This is a genomic window from Candidatus Competibacter denitrificans Run_A_D11 (assembly GCF_001051235.1).
In the GTDB taxonomy this organism is placed as follows: domain Bacteria; phylum Pseudomonadota; class Gammaproteobacteria; order Competibacterales; family Competibacteraceae; genus Competibacter_A; species Competibacter_A denitrificans.
In genome coordinates, this window is the sequence record NZ_CBTJ020000041.1 from 69,260 (window position 1) to 90,506 (window position 21,247).

At 58.2% G+C, this 21,247-nt stretch carries 15 protein-coding genes; 7 read left to right on the forward strand and 8 right to left on the reverse strand.

Going from position 1 to position 21,247, the window contains the following annotated elements; all coding sequences use genetic code 11:
• Window position 1: 1 nt before the first annotated feature.
• Window positions 2–520, reverse strand: a complete 519-nt coding sequence (tssB, locus tag BN873_RS09145) for a type VI secretion system contractile sheath small subunit (RefSeq protein WP_048673111.1) — start codon at window positions 518–520, stop codon at window positions 2–4.
• A gap of 69 nt (window positions 521–589) precedes the next feature.
• The gene (gene tssA, locus BN873_RS09150; protein WP_048673113.1) at window positions 590–1,660 is read right to left on the reverse strand and encodes a type VI secretion system protein TssA; all 1,071 of its coding nucleotides are present in this window, start codon (window positions 1,658–1,660) and stop codon (window positions 590–592) included.
• A 159-nt stretch (window positions 1,661–1,819) separates the two neighbouring features.
• Here tssA and tagH point away from each other — a divergent pair, with 159 nt between their 5' ends.
• The 6 genes from tagH to BN873_RS09180 all read left to right on the forward strand — a co-directional run bounded on the left by tagH (window position 1,820) and on the right by BN873_RS09180 (window position 11,712).
• A complete protein-coding gene (tagH, locus tag BN873_RS09155; protein WP_048673115.1) occupies window positions 1,820–3,484 on the forward strand; it encodes a type VI secretion system-associated FHA domain protein TagH in 1,665 nt (554 codons plus the stop codon).
• A 108-nt stretch (window positions 3,485–3,592) separates the two neighbouring features.
• On the forward strand, window positions 3,593–4,945 hold the full coding sequence (gene tssK, locus BN873_RS09160) for a type VI secretion system baseplate subunit TssK (RefSeq protein WP_048673119.1): 1,353 nt from the start codon (window positions 3,593–3,595) through the stop codon (window positions 4,943–4,945).
• A 6-nt stretch (window positions 4,946–4,951) separates the two neighbouring features.
• Window positions 4,952–6,295, forward strand: coding sequence for a type IVB secretion system protein IcmH/DotU (gene icmH / locus BN873_RS09165; protein WP_048673121.1), 1,344 nt, complete (start codon window positions 4,952–4,954; stop codon window positions 6,293–6,295).
• 10 nt (window positions 6,296–6,305) lie between these two features.
• Window positions 6,306–10,058 carry a type VI secretion system membrane subunit TssM gene (gene tssM / locus BN873_RS09170; RefSeq protein WP_048673123.1) on the forward strand — a complete coding sequence of 1,251 codons (3,753 nt, stop codon included), beginning with the start codon at window positions 6,306–6,308 and terminating at the stop codon, window positions 10,056–10,058.
• A gap of 65 nt (window positions 10,059–10,123) precedes the next feature.
• The gene (gene tagF / locus BN873_RS09175) at window positions 10,124–10,903 is read left to right on the forward strand and encodes a type VI secretion system-associated protein TagF (protein ID WP_048673126.1); all 780 of its coding nucleotides are present in this window, start codon (window positions 10,124–10,126) and stop codon (window positions 10,901–10,903) included.
• The gene (locus BN873_RS09180) at window positions 10,900–11,712 is read left to right on the forward strand and encodes a PP2C family protein-serine/threonine phosphatase (RefSeq protein WP_048673128.1); all 813 of its coding nucleotides are present in this window, start codon (window positions 10,900–10,902) and stop codon (window positions 11,710–11,712) included. The genes tagF and BN873_RS09180 overlap by 4 nt, the downstream gene beginning before the upstream one ends.
• Before the next feature lie 24 nt (window positions 11,713–11,736).
• On the opposite strand, the gene BN873_RS09185 is transcribed toward BN873_RS09180, so the two are convergent.
• The 6 genes from BN873_RS09185 to BN873_RS09210 form a co-directional block, all read right to left on the reverse strand.
• Window positions 11,737–12,222: a DUF934 domain-containing protein gene (locus BN873_RS09185; protein ID WP_048673130.1), complete on the reverse strand. Its 486-nt coding sequence runs from the start codon at window positions 12,220–12,222 to the stop codon at window positions 11,737–11,739.
• The gene (locus tag BN873_RS09190; RefSeq protein WP_048673131.1) at window positions 12,206–13,906 is read right to left on the reverse strand and encodes a nitrite/sulfite reductase; all 1,701 of its coding nucleotides are present in this window, start codon (window positions 13,904–13,906) and stop codon (window positions 12,206–12,208) included. The genes BN873_RS09185 and BN873_RS09190 overlap by 17 nt, the downstream gene beginning before the upstream one ends.
• A 320-nt stretch (window positions 13,907–14,226) precedes the next feature.
• Window positions 14,227–15,948, reverse strand: coding sequence for a sensor domain-containing diguanylate cyclase (locus BN873_RS09195; protein WP_048673133.1), 1,722 nt, complete (start codon window positions 15,946–15,948; stop codon window positions 14,227–14,229).
• Between the two features lie 54 nt (window positions 15,949–16,002).
• On the reverse strand, window positions 16,003–16,737 hold the full coding sequence (locus BN873_RS09200) for a copper resistance protein NlpE (protein ID WP_048673135.1): 735 nt from the start codon (window positions 16,735–16,737) through the stop codon (window positions 16,003–16,005).
• Between the two features lie 38 nt (window positions 16,738–16,775).
• Window positions 16,776–19,157 carry a glycoside hydrolase family 31 protein gene (locus BN873_RS09205; RefSeq protein ID WP_048673138.1) on the reverse strand — a complete coding sequence of 794 codons (2,382 nt, stop codon included), beginning with the start codon at window positions 19,155–19,157 and terminating at the stop codon, window positions 16,776–16,778.
• A 56-nt stretch (window positions 19,158–19,213) separates the two neighbouring features.
• Window positions 19,214–19,999 (reverse strand): DsbC family protein, encoded by a 786-nt coding sequence (locus BN873_RS09210; protein WP_053085286.1) that lies wholly within the window; start codon window positions 19,997–19,999, stop codon window positions 19,214–19,216.
• 122 nt (window positions 20,000–20,121) lie between these two features.
• Here BN873_RS09210 and queA point away from each other — a divergent pair, with 122 nt between their 5' ends.
• Window positions 20,122–21,162 carry a tRNA preQ1(34) S-adenosylmethionine ribosyltransferase-isomerase QueA gene (gene queA, locus BN873_RS09215; RefSeq protein ID WP_048673140.1) on the forward strand — a complete coding sequence of 347 codons (1,041 nt, stop codon included), beginning with the start codon at window positions 20,122–20,124 and terminating at the stop codon, window positions 21,160–21,162.
• The last annotated feature ends 85 nt before the right edge of the window (window positions 21,163–21,247 follow it).

The following is a 21,247-nucleotide window of genomic DNA, read 5'->3' on the forward strand; positions in this document are numbered from 1 at the left end:
ATTACTCCTCGGCGGGTTTTTCGCTGCTCTGGGGCTTGGGGGCCGCCGCCAGCGATTGCAGCAAGGTCGGATCGTTGAGAACCTTAGCCATCAATTCCTCGGCGCCCGTCTTACCGTCCATGTAGGTCATCAGATTAGACAGTTGCTGGCGCGCTTGCAGCAGCTTGTTCAAGGCATCGACCTTGCGCGCGACCGCCGCCGGGGAAAAATCATCCATGCTCTCAAAGGTAAGATCCACGCTTAGTTCCCCTTCACCGGTCAAGGTGTTAGGAACCCGAAATGCCGCACGCGGTTTCATCGCTTTCATGCGGCTATCGAAGTTGTCCACATCAATTTCCAGAAACTTCCGATCCGCCACTGGCGCCAGGGGATCGACCGGCTTACCGGACAAATCCGCCATCACACCCATCACGAACGGTAACTGGACCTTTTTCTCGGAACCGTACACTTCCACGTCGTACTCGATCTGTACACGCGGTGCCCGGTTGCGGGCAATAAATTTCTGACTGCTCATCGCCATCGGAATATCACCTCATCAATCGCTGGAAAAATGATTGGCCATGGCTCTGAAAGCCTAGCTGACCCACGGTTAATTACTACTGTCCTGATCCTGAAGACCCAAAATCAGGATGGCCTGCTCGGCGCCGCCAGGCGCAAGGTCGTTTAGAATCGACATAAAGTCTTTGGCCACTAACCTCTTCGCCCGTTTCAACAAAAACGGTACCGGACTGGACGGTTCGTGCCGCTCAAAATAATCGGCGATTCGATCCAGCATGCGTACTGCATCTTCTCGACTGCCGATTTCGCCGACGACCAAACGCTGGGCGCCAGACGTTGCTGAACCGGACAGCAGCGATCCTTCCTCAGTCGCATCAGCGGCAGAAGTGTCACTGACCAGGCCAGCTCCCCGCCGTTGCAAATGTTCGGCCAATACCTGCCGCATCTCCTTTAGGACATCGGTCAAAGCGCTCATATCGGGCGCCTGGCTGACACCGACTTGCTCAGTTAAAACGACTTCGATCCGCTGAGTCCGCTCGATGGCCGCTGTCACAGTGCCAGCGGTGGCTTGCAGCGCTTCAAGATCGGCCTCCTGAAACGCCCCATCGACCGCAGCTCGGGTCGGTTCACCTTCCTGATCGTTAGACCCCACGGGGATCAGCGCGCCGCTGGCCACCTGGATATCCCGCAGATTGAGCCGTCCGAAGGCACGGGTGCTGACCAGCGGCGTCTCCCGCAAACCGCGCAAGGTGGTTTCCGGATCGCAGAGCGCCACAATGGTATTGACCCGCAGCATGGGATCGTTGCCGTCATCGGGATCAAGCCGTGGGTGAACGCCCTCCCAAAAGCGTTCCAGTAACCCCTGTACCAGGCTGAGGCCGTCGGCGAAACCCGGCAAACCGTCCGTGTGGAGGGATGCCCTAGCCAAATAGACCGCCACCCGCAAATCTCGGGTGCGCTCCAGTAGACTCAAGGCACTTTTCCGAACACTCCGCCAGTCCGGTGGCTCAGCGGGAATGACGGTATCGCCGTATTGGCGCTCCGGGGTCTCCTGCGCCAGCTTTTCCATCGCCACGAACTCAGGATCGTATTCAAGATCATCACCACATAGCGCATCGGGCGCGATCTCGCTCAACAGCGCCTCGACATCCAGCACACTCATCGTCGCCTCCTTCCTCGCAAACCCTGAAGATTTCAAGTATAGCGGCGCTGAGCGCTATTACCCGGCTGGCCACAGACTCGGTTACAATCGGTCGCAACCAATCCGACGGACTCCGCCCGGTATAGTTGTTGCAATTCATCTGCCAACGGAACGTGGGCCATGCCTCTGAAATTAACCATCACTAGCTATCAGCGGCTCTCTCCCGACCAGGAAGCCAGCAAAACCCTGGATTGCGGGTCGCTTACCATCGGCCGCGCGGCTCAAAGCGATTGGGTGCTGCAAGACCCGGAACGCATTCTGTCCAAACTGCACGGCATCGTGGAATATAAAGAGGGAGCCTATTTCCTCACCGACCGGAGCCAGAACGGTATTTTTCACAACGACGACGCCGAGCGGATGCCGAAGAATCAGGCCATCCGCATCAACGATGGCGACCGTTTCACCTTGGGCGAGTACGAAATCGCGGCTACGTTCCAAAACGAGGCTGACAGTTTTTCAGAAACCGGTTCCGAAGGGCCGTCCACCGATCTCCTGCCACCCGGTTCTGACTTGTTCGGCCTGCCGACTCCGCCAGTCGATGAACCAACCCCGGTCCGGGTTGAGCGTGCGTCGCCTATCGATCCGGTGCCTTTTAATGATCTTCTGTCTGGAGAACATGTTGGCGGCGGATTTCAGTACTCGGCCAGAGCCGTTCCCGGTACTGCCGCGACTGCACGGCCACCGGATTTATCAGCGCCGGAGCGGGTCAATTTCGAGCTGCCCTCGCTGATTTCTCGCCCGCAGCTCGGCAAAGAGCATCCCAGACCCCCTTTGCTGCCCGAAGCCGCACCGACAGACCCGGTGCCCGCCTCGGTGTTTGAAAAGCCATCGGATAGCCTGAGTCTGCCTGAGCCTGCCGCAAACAGCGCCCAGCCACCGGCCATTTCCCCCTTAATACCACCGGAAAGCGTGCAAGACATAGCGCAAGGCATAGCGCACGAATCGCCGGCCGATCTGGCCAGACCGACATCCGAACCCCTTATTCCCGAAGATTGGTGGAGTCAGCCGCCCGCTGCGCCGCTCAGCCCGACACCGATTCCGCCCCTCGCCCCGTCCGCGATTCCAGCGCAATCACCGCCACCGAGGATCGCTCCAGCCAGCCAGCCCTCGCCGGCCCTTCCCGTTGCAGCCCCGCAGCAAGCCCCGCCCAGCCTGCCGGCTTCGGCCGCTGCCGTCGCACCCAGTACACCCCGTGCGGACATTTTGTTGCGCGCCTTTTGCGAAGGAGCGGGTTTGCCACACTTGAAGCTGACCGAAGAGCAGATGCACCGCATAATGGTCAACCTGGGCGGGATGCTGCGGGAAACCGTGCGAGGCTTGATGGAAATCCTGCTTGCCCGCAGCGACATCAAGGGTGAATTCCAGTTGGACCGCACCAGCATGGGGCCTATCGATAACAACCCGTTAAAAACTCCGCCCGGTCGCCCCCCATTAAGCCCGGAAGAAGTGATGGTGCTGCTGCTGGTTGGCCAAAAAGATGCTTACATGTTACCGGTGCAAGCGGTTCGTGAAGGCTTCGACGATATCAAAGCCCACCAACTGGCGGTCGTGGCCGGCATCCAGGCCGCTTTGACCCGTTTATTGCAACGCTTTGACCCGGACAACCTGGAAACCCGTCTTGAACAAAGCGTACTCGACAATCTCTGGCCCGCTAATCGGAAAGCGAAATATTGGGATTTATTCACTACCGAATATGAGGCCATCGCTCACGAAGCCGAGGATGATTTCAAGAAGCTGTTTGGCGATGAATTCGCTCGTGCCTACGAAAACCAGTTGCGCCTTTAGTGGCCGCTCCGGGTGTGGCATCGGCTTTTGGCCGGCGATTTCAATGCTAGGCTTAAACGATGTCCGTCACTCCCCAGTCAACCCAGCGCTGAAACGAGCAAGATGCCCATGAGTTGGTACAGCAAAGTGGTATGGTCGGAAGGCATGTTCCTGCGACCTCAGCATTTCCAGCAGCAGGACCGTTATCTGGAAGCCTTCGTCCGGCAATCCTGTAGCCCGTTGCGCCCTTACGGTTGGGGTGTGACTGAGTTGGCGCTGGATCGGGAAACGCTGGCCCTCGGTAAAGTCGCCATCACCTCAGCCAAGGGCCTGTTACCGGACGGTACCCCATTCAGCATTCCCGACCACGACCCGCCACCCGTACCGCTTGACATCGACGCGACCGCCCGCGATGTCCGGGTCATATTGGCTCTACCCTTGCGCCGCACCGGCATGGCCGATGTGGAGCGTGGCGAGCAGGCCGATACGGCGGCCCGTTATCGCGCCACCGCCCATGAAGTGCGCGATAACAACATCGACACGGCCAACAACAGCGCCTTTGTCGAAACCGGCGACCCCCGCTTGCGGTTATTTCCCGATAGCAAGGACTTGAGCGAATATACCGGTATCGGTATCGCGCGTGTGGTCGAAAAGCGGCCTGATCAGAAGATCGTCCTTGACGAGCACTACCTGCCGCCCTGCCTGGACTGCCGTGGCGTGCCGGTTTTGCAAGGTTTCGTCGCCGAGTTGCTCGGCCTGCTGCACCAACGCGGTGACGCATTGGCTGACCGAGTGGTCGGCGGCGGCACCGCCCGCGCAGCGGCATTGGACTTGGCCCAGTTTATGCGTCTGCAAGCCGTTAACCGTTTCGAACCGCTCTTCGCCCATCTAACCATCATGCAGGGTTTACACCCCGAAATGTTTTACCAAATCGCCCTGCAAATGGCTGGGGAGATGGCCACTTTCACAGATAAAGTGAAACGTCGGCCGCCGCCCTTTCCGGCTTATGATCATGATGATTTGCAGAAAACCTTTGCGCCGATCATGCAGGAGCTACGACGCTCACTGAGCCTGGAGGAAGTGGATGCCGCCATCCAGATCCCTCTGGAAGAACGCCAGTTTGGTATCCGTGTCGGCATCATTACCGACCGGGAAAAACCGTTGCTCACCAAGGCCAACTTTATTCTGGCGGTTCGGGCCGACCTAGCCGCCGAGGTGGTGCGCTCTCGTTTCCCCCCTCAACTCAAGATTGGCCCGGTCGAACTGATTGCCAAACTCATCAACCATCATTTACCCGGTATCGGCGTCAGCGCGCTGCCGGTGGCGCCGCGCGAGATCCCTTATCGAGCGGACTTCATCTATTTCCGGCTTGATCGCAACAGTGAATTTTGGAAACAACTGCTCAATTCGGGCGGTTTCGCCTTTTTCGTCGGCGGTGAATTCCCTGGGTTGGAAATGGTTTTCTGGGCCATCAAAGAGTAGCCGACTGTGACCATCGACGATCCGTTTGCGACGTCTGACGAAGATACCAGCCGCACGATCATCCGGCCAGCACCGGGTGGCCGCCGACCTGGCCGCAGTACACCGCCACCGCGCCCACCGTCGGTCAGTGCGCCAGAAGACGTGACCGTCGCCGGTGGCGTTGGCTTGAACCCACTGGAAGCCGCCGCCGCGCCGCTCCTGAGCTTGATCACACGCCTGAAAAACACTTCCACACATCCCGATCCTGAGCAGTTGCGCCAGCGGATGATTGAGGAACTGAAAACCTTTACCGCCCAGGCCCGCAATGCGGGTATTGATGAAAAAACCACCTTTCGCGCCCGCTATGTGCTCTGCACCACGCTCGATGAAGTGGTTCTGAACACGCCCTGGGGCCGAGCCAGCCAGTGGAGCGAAAACAGCCTGCTGATCACCTTCCATAATGAAGCCTGGGGCGGTGAAAAGTTTTTCGAGTTGCTGGATTCCGTCGTCCAGGACCCGCGCAAGAATCTCTATCTGCTGGAATTGATGTATTTGTGCCTAGCCTTCGGCATCCAGGGGCGCTACAAGCTGCTAGAAAACGGTCGCGGCCGGCTGGAAGAGCAGCGGGAGCGCACGTATAACGCCATCCGCAGCGCGCGCGGCGAGTTCGAGCGCGACTTATCGCCACACTGGCGCGGGGTGCTCGACCAACGCAATCCGCTGATCCGCTACGTCCCACTCTGGGTGGTGGCGGGCGTCGCCGCCGCTTTGCTGCTGTTGGCTTACGCGCTGTTTAACTGGTCGCTCAACAAAGCCTCCGATCCGGTGCTTGCCGCGCTCGCTGACATCCGTGGCCAAACCATGGCCACTGTGCGGCGCGGCGGGGTTACTGCCACCGCCGCTGCTGTCAAAATCGATCCAGGTTTTGCAGCGGCCAGCCAACGAATACGCGCTTTTCTAGAGCCTCAAGTGCAGCAAGGGCTGGTGAAAGTGATCGAAGAACCCCAGCAAACCACCATCCGCATCCGTGGCGATGGGCTGTTCGAATCCGGCAAAGCCGAGGTCAAGGCCACCTTACAAGGGTTGCTACAACAAATCGGTGCTGAGTTCGCCAAGGTGCAAGGCCGGGTTCTGGTGACGGGTCACAGCGATAATGTGCCGATCCGCACCCTGCAATTCCCCTCCAACTGGCATCTATCAAAAGCCCGCGCCGACAGCGTGGTGCAAATCCTGGCGTCTGCCGGCAATAACCCCAACCGCTTCATCAGCGAAGGTCGTGCCGACACGCAACCCGTGGTTGCCAACGATAATCCGCAGAATCGAGCGCTCAACCGGCGGGTTGATATCGTCCTGCTCGCGCGCGTCAATTAGGTCAAGGGCCATGAAGAAGATCCTGAATTTTCTCAAAAATCCTTGGCTGATCGGCATCACCGGCTTTCTCGCCGTCGGCGCGCTGATCTGGTATCTAGGCCCGCTGATCTCAGTAGCCGGCAGCTCGCCGCTGGCTACCGATCTGGGCCGTGTCGCCACCATCCTGGCCTTTGGCGGCTCGATGGCGATCTACAAGGTCGTCTACTACGTCCAAACGTTACGCAGCAACCGCGACATGCTGGCGGATCTGGCCGGTCAGGCCGGTCAGGCTGGCCAATCAGGTGGCGGCGGTGCGGGATCGGCCGACGACAGCGCCGCCCGCGAACAACAGCAAAAAAAGAAAGAGCAAGAAGCCGCCTCGGCCGAAGAAATCTCCACGCTCAAGCAAGGACTCGATGAAGCCCTGGGCGTGCTGAAAAAGACCCGGCTGGGCGGTAAAACCGGACGCGGGCAATATCTTTACCAGCTACCGTGGTACATCATCATCGGCCCGCCCGGCTCTGGCAAAACCACCGCACTGATCAATTCCGGCCTGCGCTTTCCGCTCGGTGCCGGCAAGGTGCGCGGCGTGGGCGGCACCCGCAACTGCGATTGGTGGTTCACTGACGAGGCGGTCTTGCTGGATACCGCCGGCCGCTACACCACGCAAGACAGCCATGAGGAAGTTGACCGGGCCGCGTGGCGCGGTTTTCTCGATTTACTCAAGAAGCACCGCCGCCGCCGGCCGATCAACGGTGCCTTTGTCGCGATCAGCCTTGCCGATCTGATGCAAAAGCGCGAAGACGAGCGGGCGGCCGATGCGCTGGCCATCAAGCAGCGTATCCAGGAATTGCACGAGCATTTCGGCATCCGCTTCCCCATTTATGTGCTGTTCACCAAGGCGGATTTGATCGCCGGCTTTATCGAATTTTTCAACGATCTGGGCAAAGAAGAACGCGATCAAGTCTGGGGTATGACCTTCCCGATGGATGACCCCGCCGACACTGATGGGGTGATTCAGTATTTCCGGGGCGAATTCGACTTGCTGGAACAGCGCCTCAACGACCGGCTGGTGGAGCGCTTGCAGAACGAGCGTGATCCGCCACGACGCGATCTGATTTATACCTTTCCCCAGCAATTCGGCTCACTGAAACAGGTCGCTGAACAGTTTTTGCAGGCCGTGTTCCGGCCCAGCCGCTTTGAAGAGCGCGTGCTCCTGCGGGGCGTGTATTTGACCAGCGGCACCCAGGAGGGTACGCCGATTGATCGGCTGATGAGCGCCTTGGCCACGACGTTCGGCTTACGGCGACAAGCCCTCAGCACATTCTCCGGTAAAGGCCGCAGCTATTTCATCACCCGCCTGTTGCGCGATGTGATCTTTCCTGAAGCCGAAATCGCCGGTGCCAATCTGCGAGTGGAGCGCTGGCGGGCCTGGATTCAGCGCGGCGCTTATGCCGGTGCTTTACTGATCACCATAGCGGCCGCCCTGCTGTGGTTGACCAGTTACGCGCGCAACGAGATGTATGTGCGGGCAGTCGAAAAACAACGGGTGGAAGTGAATAAGCAGATTCAGGCGCTGTCTGCCGACCAGACCGACCCGGCTGCCGCTTTGCCGCTGTTGGATGTCGCCCGCGCCATCCCCGGCGGTTACGGCGAACGCGACACCGGCAAGCCGTGGCTGATGGGATTTGGCCTCTATCAGGGCGATAAGCTGGGCGGGGAGGCACTGGCGATTTATCAACGCCTGCTGAGTCAGGCTTTCTTGCCGCGCATCATCCTGCGCCTAGAAGAGCGTTTGCGCCAAAACACCAATAATCCCGGCTACTTGTACGACACGCTCAAGATCTACCTGATGATGGATGACACCGAGCATTTCGATGCCAACGCTGTGAAAGCGTGGCTAGAACAGGAATGGCAAACGAATTTGCCCAGGACCGTTGACCGGGAACAGCGTGACCATTTGAACGCTCACCTCGCCGCACTGCTGGAACAGGCGCCGCTGAAATCACCCATCGCCCTGGACAATACCCTCATTCAAAGCGTCCGCGCCCTGCTCAACCAGGTTCCGCTCGCCCAACGGGTTTACGAGCGCGTCAAACACAATCAACGCACTGCGGGTAATTTGCCCGAAATCGGCCTCACCAGCGCCGCCGGCCCGGATACGCCACGAGTCTTCGACCGTAAAAGCGGTCAGCCGCTTAACGGTGGCGTTTCCGGCCTTTACACCTACAACGGTTACTATCAATTCTTTCTGACCGAAACCCCCAAGCTGGTGGAACGGCTGGCCGATGAAAGCTGGATCTTGGGACCGGCAGCACGGATAGCCAACACGCCGGCCGACCGCCAGCAAATCGCCGACGGCGTTTGCCGGCTTTACTGGGCCGATTACGTGCGGCTGTGGCAAGACTTGCTCAGCGATATCAAGATCAAGGAATTCGATAGCCCCGAAGCGGCGCTCGACATCCTGCAAGTCCTCTCAAGCCCGACCTCGCCCTTGCGCACCTTATTTCAAACCATCGCCCGTGAAACCGCTTTGGATCGGCCACCGGCGCCCGCCCCACCGGACGCCAGCAAACCGCCCGCCGACCGGTCGCTGACGGATAAGATCGCCGGCATTCTCGGCGACAATCCAGACCCGGCAGCGCAAAACAAGCCGCTCAACTGTGGAATCGAGCCGCGCCTGGTGGGCCTCAACACCCAGTATGGCCGCGAAATCACCGGCCCCGAAGGCACGATCCCGGCGCTCGATAAAACGCTATCCGCCGTTAACGACCTCTACGGTCATATGAACGCTATCGGCCGGGCGCGGGAATCCAGCCCCGACGGCAAGGTGCCAGACAACCTTAAAACGCAGTTTGGGACTGTGGTCAGCCAGCTACAGGCGGATGCCGCCCGCAAACCACCGCCGTTTAATCTGCTGCTTAACAAATTAGCCCAAGATAGCGCGGATATTGTGCGCAGCTTGCGCGACCGTTTGAACGCAGGATGGAAAGCGGCACAGATTGCCGCTTTTTTTCAGGATAACCTGAATAACCGTTATCCCTTGGTGCGTAGCTCAATTAGCTGGGCTGGCGGTGGACCCAGCGGCGGCACCGGTTCGGCCGTGCCACCCAACAGTATCAAGTGGACGATGGACTCTACCGTCACCACGATCAGCCCACCCACGGTGCAAGGTCCGCCGGATGCTACCCTGGCCGCATTTGGCCGCTTCTTTGGCCCCAACGGTTTGCTGGATGGCTTTTTCAAGCAGCATCTTCAGCCCTACGTCGATACCTCCCAAGGTGCTTGGCGCTGGCGTGGTCCGACGGGTCCCGAGCAGAGTGTGCCACCGGAAATCTTGCAAATTTTCCAACGGGCCGCCGCCGTGCGTGACTCGCTTTTCGCCGGCGGTGGGCAGACGCCGACTATCCGCTTTCAACTCACGCCGGTGGAGATGGGTGGCGATGCCGGGCAAGTGGTGATCGCCCCGGATGGTCAGACACTCGCTTATACGGCCGGCCAAGCACCCCGAACGGTTAACGTCCAGTGGACCGGTGCGGCTGGTCAAGCCAAGCTGGAAATGCAATCGGCCGGCACTAATCCGGCCCAATACACTGAAACCGGTCCTTGGGCTTGGTTCAAGCTGCTCGACAAGGCGCGGATGGAACCGCTCAGTACCGGTCAATTCCGGGTTACCTTTCAGTTGGGTGGCCGACAAGCGGTTTATGACCTGCGCACAGCGGGGGCTAATAACCCGTTTCGTTTGCGGGAATTGGAAAATTTCCGTTGCCCGGAACAGCTATAATGAATTTCTGATCCGTTATTTTGATCGCACCAAAAACAGCCGCTTTCAATGCCCGGAAATACCCCATGTCGGAACCAATAGCCCAGCGCGTGGCGGGTTTTTTCGGTAAGCTGCCAGCTCGGGGGGATTTTATTGGCCGCCACTTGCCAAAATCCTTTCTCGATCCCTGGGATACCTGGCTGCAAGCCGCCATCGCCCAAAGCCGAACTCAGTTGGCGGAGATGTGGCGTGAATACTATTGCACCAGCCCGATTTGGCGCTTCGCGCTCGGCCCCGGATCATGTGGGCCGATGGGTTATACAGGCATCCTGATGCCAAGCGTGGACCGAGTCGGTCGTTACTACCCCCTCGCCATCACTATTCCCCTGGAGCCGGCATCACCCTTGTTCGCATTACCGTTAACCGCTGAACCTTGGTTCCTTCAAGCCGAACAGTTGGCACTCATGGGCCTCGACCTCGACAGTCTGGATCTGGACGATTTTAGCCGACAAGTCGCCGCCCTGGGCACACCAGACACCTCTCTAGAAACCGAGATCGGCAGTGCCGTCGGTAACATTTGGTACTATGTCTGGCCGGAAAGCCTGGGACTGGCATCAATTGAGCCGACGCTGGCGAGCGATCTGTTAAATCGCAGTTTAGCTCGGTCAAGCCTGTGGTGGACCGAAGGCTCCGAGCGCATCCCTCGCTGCCTGCTGGTTTGCGAGGGCCTGCCACCGGTTGCCGGTTTTGTAGCACTGCTGGCTGGCGGATGGCAACAATGGGGTTGGATAGAAAAACAATTAGCCGGCATCACTATCGCTCCTGACGTAGGAGAATCCGGCACTGCCGAGGAGAGTGCATCATGAGCCAACAACCAGCTTTCCTGTGGTCGTCAGCCGGCCGCAGCCATGTCGGCATGGTCCGCGTCATCAACGAGGATGCCTGCCTGTCGCTGCCTCAATTGGGTCTTTGGGCGGTCGCCGATGGCATGGGTGGCCACGAAGCCGGCGATATCGCCAGCCAAATGATCATCGAAACCTTACAGCAGATCGAACCGCCGGATGACTGGGAGGCTTTTCTAGGTTCGGTACAGGAAGGGTTGCGCAAGGTCAACCGGCGATTACGCGAGGAATCGGCCCAGCGCTACCAGAATCGTACCATTGGCAGCACCGTCGTGGTGTTGTTGGCGCGGGAAGCGCACTGTGCTTGCTTGTGGGTCGGCGACAGCCGCATCTATCGGCTGCGCGAGGGTCAGTTACAACAGTTGACCCGTGATCACAGCCATGTGCAAGAGTTGGTCGATCAAGGCTTGATCCCGCCGGAAGAGGCGCATCGCCACCCGCTGGCCAATGTCATTACCCGCGCGGTCGGTTCGGCGGATGAATTGCTAGTCGATGAGGCCGTTTATCCGTTACAAACGGGGGATATGTTTTTGCTGTGCAGCGATGGGCTGAATAAAACGGTCAGCGACGACGAGATCACGCACCTGCTAACCCAAAGCAACCACAATTGTCAGGAAGCGGTCAAAGCCTTTATCCATCTTGCGCTGATGCGCGATGCCAACGATAACGTGACCACCGTCGTCGTCAACATCGCCGCTGCAAATCCAGATGCGGTCACCCTGGACGCTAAAACCCCAAGCGATCCGATTCCGACAGATTGGTACTTGCAATGAGCGCGTGCATCGCTCAGGCCAGCGTCAGCGCGCCCGCCGATACAGGGGTTGTGGCTGATCGGCGGCTGGCTGATAGGTTTCGGTAAACTCCTGGAACGCTTGCAAGGCATCTTCCAGGTCGCGATCTGACCGCAGCGCGAAGGCGTCGAATCCGCTACGCGCCATGAAAAAGAGCTGATCGCGCAGCACGTCCCCCACCGCGCGGATTTCACCCCGGTAGCCGTAGCGCTCTCGCAGCAGCCGAGCCTGCGAATAAGCCCGACCATCGGAAAACTTGGGAAACTCCAGCGCCACTATGGCCAAGCTGGGCAAATCCTGCACCAGATCGGCCACATTCGCCGTATTCGGTAACCGGACACCGACCGGTTCCTGGCGCTTTAACAGCGTATCCCGCTCCCGCTGCCAACGGATCAGCGAGACGATGACCGGCCCGGCAGGTAGATCGCCCTCATCGGCCGCAGGATGCCAATGATCTTCGATAATTTCCCGGTTTTTAATAACCGACGGCATAGCGCTGCTGCTCCTGTTTGGCTTCGTTGCTACCGGGCGTATAGGCCCGCAGCCGGAACGGCTCCAAGCCGATCCGGCGGAAGGTATCGATAAACCGCTCGCCATCTTCCCGCCGTTCCAGATACACCCAAAGAATCCGTTCCAGGGTATTGGCGACCTCCGTCTTGGGCACCGACGGCCCCAGGATATCGCCTAATGAGACATCGTTCTCCGAACAACCGCCTAGCGAAATCTGATACCACTCCTCGCCCTTTTTATCGACGCCCAGAATGCCGATATGGCCGACATGGTGATGACCACAAGCGTTCATGCACCCGGACATATTGAGCTGGAGGCGACCCAGATCGTACAGATAATCGAGGCGGTCGAATTTTTCGTTGATCTGCTGGGCTATTGAGATCGAGCTAGCGTTTGCCAAGCTGCAATAATCCAAGCCAGGGCAGCAGATCATATCGGCCAGCGTACCGATGACCGGCGCGGCCAGATGTTGCCTGACCAGGGCCTGCCAAAGCGGATGCAGATCGGCTTGGCACACATCGGCAAACAACAGATTTTGGTGATGAGTGGAGCGGATTTGGCCGAAACTGTAGCGGTCGGCCAGATCCGCCACTGCATCCATCTGCTCGGCAGTGATATCGCCCGGTGGGGTTCCTGGCTGCTTGAGTGCCAGATAGACGTTACGATAGCCCGGCACTTTGTGCTCAGCGACATTGTGGCGCACCCAGGTAGCGAAATCTTTGTCCTCTTTCAGCCATCGTTCAAAACTAAGATCGCGGGCAGCCTCAAGATCATACGATGGCGGCGCAAAAAAGCGCCGGACCCGCTCAACTTCGGCCGGGTCCAACACCAAACCGGTATCTCGGATCTGGCTCCATTCGGCCTCGACATCCTGGCGGAATTTTTCCGGACCGAGCGCTTTGACCAGAATCTTGATGCGCGCTTTAAACAGATTGTCGCGCCGACCGTGTTGGTTGTAGACCCGTAAGATGGCTTCCAGATAAGACAGCAAATCGCGCTGCGACAGCCATTCGCGGATGACATGGCCAATCAGCGGGGTCCGGCCTAAACCGCCACCCACCAGCACCCGAAAGCCGATTTTGCCCTGGTCGTCTCGCAATAAATTTAAACCGATATCGTGAACCTGGGCAGCCGCCCGGTCGTGAGCAGCCCCGGTCACCGCAATTTTGAACTTGCGCGGCAGGTAGGAAAATTCCGGGTGAAAGGTGGACCACTGGCGGATGATCTCGCAATAAATGCGCGGGTCTTCGATTTCATCTTTGGCCACACCAGCCAAATGGTCGGCGGTGACATTGCGAATGCAGTTGCCGCTGGTTTGAATGGCGTGCATCTGTACGCTGGCCAGTTGAGCCAGAATATCCGGTGTTTCTTCCAGCTTAGGCCAGTTGTATTGGATATTCTGGCGCGTGGTGAAATGGCCAAAGCCTTTATCATAACGGCGGGCAATATCAGCCAGAGCGCGGAGTTGTCGTGATGACAGCAAGCCATAGGGAATCGCCACCCGTAACATGGGCGCGTGGCGCTGGAGATAAAGCCCATTCATCAGCCGCAGGGGCCGAAATTCGTCATCACTCAGTTCGCCGGCTAAATAGCGCCGGACCTGACCGCGATATTGCGCCACGCGCTCATCCACCAGGGTTTGATCGTATTGGTCATACTGATACATCGGGGTAAATCCTCGCCTGGAAATTCGGTGATCGGGCTGCGGGCAAAGCGGGCTGGGGTTCGGCCAAAACGAGACCTTACCATCGGCCTATATGCAAACAAAGTATTTTTTCACCATAAATTTATGCTAATTATTTATAAAATCGCACAAATTCCAACGGGCCTCCGCACGAAGCCGACCCACTGGTACGGCTTAATCGCAGACATGAATGAAGTTTTTTGCTAACTCATCCAGCAGGGGAAACACTCGTCAAAGCGGTGGGTCGTGGCGCACGGCGCTGTGTCGGCTGGGTGGTGGGCGGTCGTGATGCTGACTCCAGCTTAGAAATTCGCCTTACTGCGCTCTTTACGCGCATACATATCGGCATCTGCCCGCTTGATTAGCTCGTCGGCCGTTTCTGCATCGCCTGGATAGCAGGCCACACCAACCGACCCGCCCAACACACTGCTAACTAAATGCTGGGCGGTCGTGATGCTGCTCATCGGCTCGCGTAACAGCCGCTCCAGAGAAGAACGCATTTGCTCTGCAATAGCCGCATTGGGAATATCGTTGGCCAGCAAAACAAATTCATCTCCGGCGTAACGTGCCACCAAATCGCCGGAACGAATCGAGCCACGCAAGCGCTTGCTGATTTCGATCAGCACTTGATCGCCCGCGTCATGTCCCAGGCGGTCGTTGACGAGTTTGAAGTTATTCAAATCCATAAAGAACACCGCAAACGGCCTATCGTCCGTTTGGCGCCGATGTTGGTGGATACGGTCGTTAATACTGCGCAGAATGCCTTCCCGATTGACCAGTTCGGTCAGCGAATCGGTTCGCAATCGCTGCTGCATCTGCCGAAAACTGTTGGCCAAATCGCCGATCTCATCGTTCCGGTGATCAGGTAACGGACTATCGAGTCGGCCTTGTCCCACTTCGCGGGCGGCGGCGGCTAATTTGTTCAAATCTCGGCTGACCCAGCTCAGGATACTCAAGCCAATCCCCACCACCAACAGCGCTGCCACCCCGCCGATGATCGCCGTTCTTCGCACATTCTCGGTGACGCCCTGCATGAAATCAGCGCGTGGCATCGCCACCACGATAACCCAATCCAATCCCACCGCGTCGCTGAGTCGGCTATAAGCCAGTTCGACTGTTTCTCCACCGGCATCAAAGTGCAGAGTTTGTGACGGCGTGATCATTGAGCCATTGAGGTCACGCCGCACGCGCTCGAAAGCCGCAAGTTGAAAGGCATCTTCGCTCTCTCTAACACTGAGGCGCTGACTGGTGCCATCGGCCAATCTTTTGATATTGCTGGTGCGGGACGAAGCGATCAGTTTGCCATCGACTTCCATAATGAACGCCAGCGAGTGTTCGCTGATTTTCAGCGTGCGCACAAAATCGTTGAGCTGACGCAGGGAAATATCCGAGGCGACAACGCCCGCCAAACTGCCTTGTACGTCGAGCACCGGCCGAACTGAGGTCGCCACCAGTTCGTTGCTACTAAAATCGATATAAATCGGGGTCCAGGCATAGCCAGGATGGGTTTCACCGACCTTGTACCAGGGCCGTTCACGCGGATCGAGCACCTTGGATTCCACGACCGGCGCAGACAGAGGACCCTGGATGCCGGTGAAGCGATAGAAGGAACGTGGCGCGGCAGAATCGATTTTAACGCGCAACTCCCCTTCCTGTAGCGAGTGTCGCCACAAGCCAAAAAATTGGCCTTCCCGCGAACCGTAGTAAACGTAATTGTTCGGGTCCAGATACAAGGACGTAGCAATCCAGAATCGAGCGCGCAACTCGTCAAAATGAGTTTCAATAGCCTCCGGCGCAACCATCCCTGGGGGAAAGGCGGCCTCAAGCACGGCCTTTGAACCGACGATATGACGATCTACCGCTTGGCTGATCCGCTCGACGGTTTCGCGCAGCAAATGATCGGCCACCGTATCCACCGCTTGGCTGCCCGCGCGGTAGGATAGCCAGCCGATCAAGGCGGCTACCCCTAGCACCAGCACCACATAGGGCACGGTTAGGGATTGACGAAACGAAAGGCGCATCATCCAACGTTACCGCACGGCAAAGCGATCACCCACAAAACAAGGGCGTAACCGGCGTCACCGGCCGCAATAGGCTGCTGCTGCTTGAGCCATGACATCCTCTTTGCCGCTGAATGGCTGCGGTGGATTGTCATTGTTTTTCATCGCATGAATTTTCTTGCCGGTGGCGAAATCCTTGGCAAAGTAAGCGATTTCCGGCATTTCGTAGGTCTTTTTTCCGCAGTCGATGACATAACGAGCGCGCAGCGACTTATGCCCGCCCTCAGTGACGTGTTCAAAATTCATCAGGCCCGTAAAGCTCACGCGCTGGGCTTGGCTTTGACCCTCGGTTTTGACCTTGCGCGGATTGACTAGCAACTGTTGACCCTGACCCGCATAGGCATCCTGCTTCCATAAAGTGTAATCGGATTTACCGCCGGAGGGCTTGCTGCCTTCGCCCAGAAACTCGACATAACCCTCGCTGACGAACAGGACCCGGTTTTCATCCTTGCCCTTGAGTGCCAGGGTCGGACCATCTTTTTGCCATTTGGCCCTGCCGGAAGCGCGGAACGTCTCCGGTTTATCCTGCTGATAGGTTTCGACCAGGTTATATTTCGTTTTACCATCAAATTCATTCAGATACAGCCAGGTGTCGATCCCTGAGCAACTGCCGCAAGGCACCGTCCCCGTGTAATAGCCGTGCCAATCCACGCTGGTGCGGGTGGAATCCTGCCCATAAGTCATCGTACTTGCGACTACGAAAACAGCCCCGATAGCCGCCACAAAGATTTTTGCAACATTCTTATTGTTCATAACTCACTCAAAATATTCGATAAACGGATTAGAAAACTTCAAGCTTGCACCATCAAATTCCGACACAGCCATTCGCGTTGCTCGGTTCGCAGTTTCCGCTCTTCAGCCCGGCCGTTGACAGTCAATTCCAGCTTCCGTACCTCCGGGTGGCCATAAACCACCGGCGTAAAGCGCACGGTTTCGCGCGGATAATCGCCGCTCTCCTCAATCTTGACCGTCGTGCGCTCCTCCCGCACTTCCGCCGTCACCTGGGCCAGGCCCCAAGTGCCCTGCTCATAGCGGCGCGTTTCCCGATCATCCAGCGTGTACTCAAACTGTGCGGGCTGGTCATGACAGAACAGATGCAGCTCGATGGCGCTTAAATGCATGAAACTGTTACGCAACGGCCCGGCGTAATACGGCAGCACCGCGCCGTCGCGGGCAAACAGCGGCAATTCATCGGCGGCGGCCGCGTAATGCAGCACCCGTCCGCCCTGTACCCAGACGCCATGATTCAAGTCGAACCACCAGCCCGCTGGCAACGCGATCCTTCGTTCCTGGTATTTCACACCACGCTGGATCGATTCCGGCCCCTGGCCCTCGCCGTGCAGAATCGGCGCAACCAGCAGCGCATCGCCAACCAAATACTGATCGCCCAAATGGGCATATTCGGGATGGTCGTAGTGATAGAGCAGCGGTCGGATCACCGGGTCGCCATCGCGCCAATGGGCAAAAAAGCACTGGTAAAGATAGGGCAGCAAGCGATAGCGCAGCCGAATCGCACCCCGAATGGCCGCCAAGGTGGCAGGGCCGAATTGCCACGGTTCCTGAAAGCGGGAATCCCGCGAGGAATGATTGCGGAAAAACGGAAACAGGCAGCAGGCTTGATGCCAGCGCACCAGCAATTCGGCGTTGGTGTCGTCCATAAACCCGCCGACATCGGGGCCGTTGAAGGCGATGCCGGACAGGCTCAGGTTCAGCGAGCACGGCAGCGCCATCCGCAGATGATCCCAATTGCTGGCGTTGTCGCCGGTCCACACCGCCGTATAACGCTGAGTTCCAGCGCACGCACTGCGGGTCAACAGAAACGGCCGACCGTCGGGATCGCGCTGTTCACAGGCCGCGCGGCTGGCCAACGCCATAAAATGCGCGTACTGATTGTGATAGCGCTCATGCGGCGCTTGACCATGTTGAAAGCACATTTCCTCGGTGCGGCTGTAGCCAGTGGCTGGATCGTTCATATCCAGCCAGACCCCATCCACCGCGCTGTCCCGTAAAAAATCCGCCAGATAAGCTGCCCACCAAGCGCGGGCGGCCGGTAGGCTAAAATCGGGAAATACCGTATCACCCGGCCATACCTTGCCGACATATTCACGGCCGCTGGCGGTCTGACAGAACACCGCCTTCTCACGGCCACTGTCGTAGACGGGATAGCCCGGTTCGCGTTTGACGCCAGGATCGACAATGGTAACGGCGTGGATGCCAGCGTCTTTCAGTTCGCGGTTCAACCCCGCTGGGTCGGGGAAATCCAGCCGATCCCAGCTAAACAGCCGGTACTCGTCCATGTAGTCGATGTCGTACCACAAGGCGCTGACTGGCACATCGGCGGCGGCGAACTGTTCGGCCAGCGCCCGAAATTCCCGCTCATGCCGATAGCCCCAGCGGCACTGGTGATAACCCAGCGCCCACAGTGGCGGCAGGGGCGCACGGCCAGTTAGCGCGGCATAGCGGCGCGTCACCTCGCGCAAGGTCGGCCCGGCCAACAGATAGAGGTCAGTCACGCCGCCGAAGGCTTGATACCAAAACTCCCCCGGCCGGGTCTTGCCCACATCCATCACCACGCGGTGGGGATTATCGAAGAACACGCCTAAAAAGCGCTCGCCGACTTTGAGAATCGCCAATGGAATGGCGACATAGGTGGGATCATAATCGTCGCGGGCGTAGGTGTGCCGAAACACCGCCACTACATCCACGTTCAAAAAATCAGCCGTCTGGCCGAGTTTGTTGAGCGGCCCGGCCCGTTCCCCCAGGCCGTAACAACCGTTGACGCCGGTCAGGGCAAAATTCAGCAACAGCGCCTCACCGCAACAGCCGATCCCATCGGCGACGGTTTCCAGCATGACCTCGGTCATTGCTACCCGCAGCCGGGTGGGCTGAAGTTCGATCTGGCCGATAGCGGTTACAAACCGCGCCGTGTCGGCCTCTAGCCTGGGCGTCGCAACCGCACCGCGCCGATAAGCGGGCCGTACTGCGTCTGAATACTGGGTCGAATCGGCCACCTGCCCATTTTCAAAGCGCAGGCGGCAACAGCCATCCATGACGGTTTCGCAACCGACCCGCAACGCCATGCCGGGGCCGCTTAGCTTTACGGCCTCGCCATCAAGGTGGAATCGCTCGGCACGATCAAAATTGAGGGGATGAATTTTCTGGCCAAAAAACATAGCGTGGCCCTGAGCTTAGCAACCCGAAACGCTTTGCGAGAAAGCGCAATTTTTATCTAAGGCTGGCCAAGGGGTTTGGCGGTCTTGCTCTTGACCTCCGCCAGCATCTCCGCCAGTTGAGTCGGCGAAACATAGCCGGGGATCATATCGCCGGATTCTAAAATAATGCTCGGCGTCCCCCGTACCCCCAATTTCTGCCCAAGCTCATACTCTCGCTTCACTGGATTATCACAGCTTTTAAGTTCGATATTCTCGCCACGCTTGGCTTTGGTCATTGCCGCGCGCCGATCATCGGCGCACCAGACCGCCACCGCCTTCTTGTATGACTCCGAATCGATGCCCTCGCGGGGGAACCAGAGGTAACGCACCTTGATCCCCTCTTTGTTGTAAGCCTCCATCTGGGTGTGTAGCTTGCGGCAGTAACCGCAATCGATGTCGGTAAACACCGTCACGGTATGCTTAACCGGGCCTTCGGGGCTAAAAATCACCATATTTTGCTCACCCAGGGCATCAATCGCCTTGCCGCGTAACTGGCCACGCCGGTTCTCCGTGAGATTATCGAGCGAGGTTAGATTGACGATTTCGCCTTGGACTGCGAACTGGCCATCCTCACTGAGATAAATCACTTGCCCGCCCAGCACGACTTCATAGAGTCCCGGAATGGCGCTCGGCGTGATACTGTCAGGCTTCTCACCCTTTAGAACAGTTTGTAAATGGGTGGTATCGGGTCGCTTGGCGGTCGCCGCCGGTGCGGGATCGGCGGGCGGCGTTTGCGGTGTCGGATCGGCGGCCAAGGCACCGACAGCATAGAGAACAGCGACGAACAGCAAGGTCTTACGCATCTTTCAATACCTTATAGATAGCGACAATAATGAATTGAGAGGGCCGACACCCGTCTGGGTTCCAGAAGGATCGGCTGAAATTTACAAAACTGGATTAGACCCATCCGGCAAAATTGACCCCCATGCTACAGCGCCAAGATTTTTATTTCGACCTACCGTCTGAATTGATTGCCCAACAGCCCCCCGCACAGCGCGGTGATAGCCGGTTATTGGCCCTGGATGGTGCGACCGGCCAGGTCGCTGACCAGCGCTTCAGCGATCTGCTGGAATTGTTACGGCCAGATGATTTGCTGGTCTTTAATGACACTCGCGTTATCCCGGCCCGCTTGTCTGGCCGCAAAGCCAGCGGTGGCCGGGTTGAACTGCTGGTTGAGCGCGTTTTGGACGAGCAGCGGGCTTTAGTACAGATTCGGGCAAATCGAGCACCCAAGCCAGGTAGCCTGTTGGTATTTGATGCGGGTGGCACCGCTATCGTCGTTGACCGGCAGCAGGATCTGTTTGAAATCCGCGTCGATATCGATCAGCCCCTACCGACCTGGCTGGAGCAACACGGTCGGCTCCCCCTGCCGCCCTATATTACCCGCGAACCGACCGCCCATGACGCCGAACGCTATCAAACCGTTTATGCCCGGCAACCGGGCGCCGTGGCAGCACCCACCGCCGGGCTGCATTTCGACCAAGCCCTGCTCACTCGGATCAGTGAGATGGGCGTCGCCAGCACGTTTATCACCTTGCATGTCGGCGCCGGCACTTTCCAACCGATCCGCATGGAACAGATTACCGAGCACGTCATGCACGCCGAACGCTTCGCAATTACGCCGGAGACGTGCGAGCAGATCCGCGCTACCCAGGAACGTGGCGGACGGGTGATTGCGGTCGGCACCACCACGCTCAGGGCGTTAGAAACAGCCAGTGACGAGCAAGGTGTCCCCCAACCTGGGCCGGATGAAACACGCATTTTCATCTATCCCGGCTATCGCTTCCGCTGCGTCGATGCGCTGATCACCAACTTTCATCTGCCCGAATCCACGCTATTGATGCTGGTGGCGGCTTTTGCCGGACGGGCCGCGATCCTGGAGGCTTACCGCCATGCGGTGGCCGCAGGTTATCGTTTTTTTAGCTACGGTGATGCCATGTTTATCACTCGCGCGCCGCACAACTAAACCAATCCCCAAGACACAATTACCCAGTCGTCGCCGACACGGTTGCAATTGCCGCTGGCTAGCCCCTACAGTTGTCGGCATCGTT

What these genes read in the sequence shown, in the direction of transcription:
- tagF (WP_048673126.1), top strand. Translation starts at nt 10,124, where the DNA reads ATGTCGGAACCAATAGCCCAGCGCGTGGCGGGTTTTTTCGGTAAGCTG.
- queA (WP_048673140.1), top strand. Translation starts at nt 20,122, where the DNA reads ATGCTACAGCGCCAAGATTTTTATTTCGACCTACCGTCTGAATTGATT.
- tagH (WP_048673115.1), top strand. Translation starts at nt 1,820, where the DNA reads ATGCCTCTGAAATTAACCATCACTAGCTATCAGCGGCTCTCTCCCGAC.
- BN873_RS09210 (WP_053085286.1), bottom strand. Translation starts at nt 19,999, where the DNA reads ATGCGTAAGACCTTGCTGTTCGTCGCTGTTCTCTATGCTGTCGGTGCC.
- BN873_RS09180 (WP_048673128.1), top strand. Translation starts at nt 10,900, where the DNA reads ATGAGCCAACAACCAGCTTTCCTGTGGTCGTCAGCCGGCCGCAGCCAT.
- BN873_RS09190 (WP_048673131.1), bottom strand. Translation starts at nt 13,906, where the DNA reads ATGTATCAGTATGACCAATACGATCAAACCCTGGTGGATGAGCGCGTG.
- tssB (WP_048673111.1), bottom strand. Translation starts at nt 520, where the DNA reads ATGGCGATGAGCAGTCAGAAATTTATTGCCCGCAACCGGGCACCGCGT.
- tssA (WP_048673113.1), bottom strand. Translation starts at nt 1,660, where the DNA reads ATGAGTGTGCTGGATGTCGAGGCGCTGTTGAGCGAGATCGCGCCCGAT.
- BN873_RS09205 (WP_048673138.1), bottom strand. Translation starts at nt 19,157, where the DNA reads ATGTTTTTTGGCCAGAAAATTCATCCCCTCAATTTTGATCGTGCCGAG.
- tssK (WP_048673119.1), top strand. Translation starts at nt 3,593, where the DNA reads ATGAGTTGGTACAGCAAAGTGGTATGGTCGGAAGGCATGTTCCTGCGA.
- tssM (WP_048673123.1), top strand. Translation starts at nt 6,306, where the DNA reads ATGAAGAAGATCCTGAATTTTCTCAAAAATCCTTGGCTGATCGGCATC.
- BN873_RS09200 (WP_048673135.1), bottom strand. Translation starts at nt 16,737, where the DNA reads ATGAACAATAAGAATGTTGCAAAAATCTTTGTGGCGGCTATCGGGGCT.
- BN873_RS09195 (WP_048673133.1), bottom strand. Translation starts at nt 15,948, where the DNA reads ATGATGCGCCTTTCGTTTCGTCAATCCCTAACCGTGCCCTATGTGGTG.
- BN873_RS09185 (WP_048673130.1), bottom strand. Translation starts at nt 12,222, where the DNA reads ATGCCGTCGGTTATTAAAAACCGGGAAATTATCGAAGATCATTGGCAT.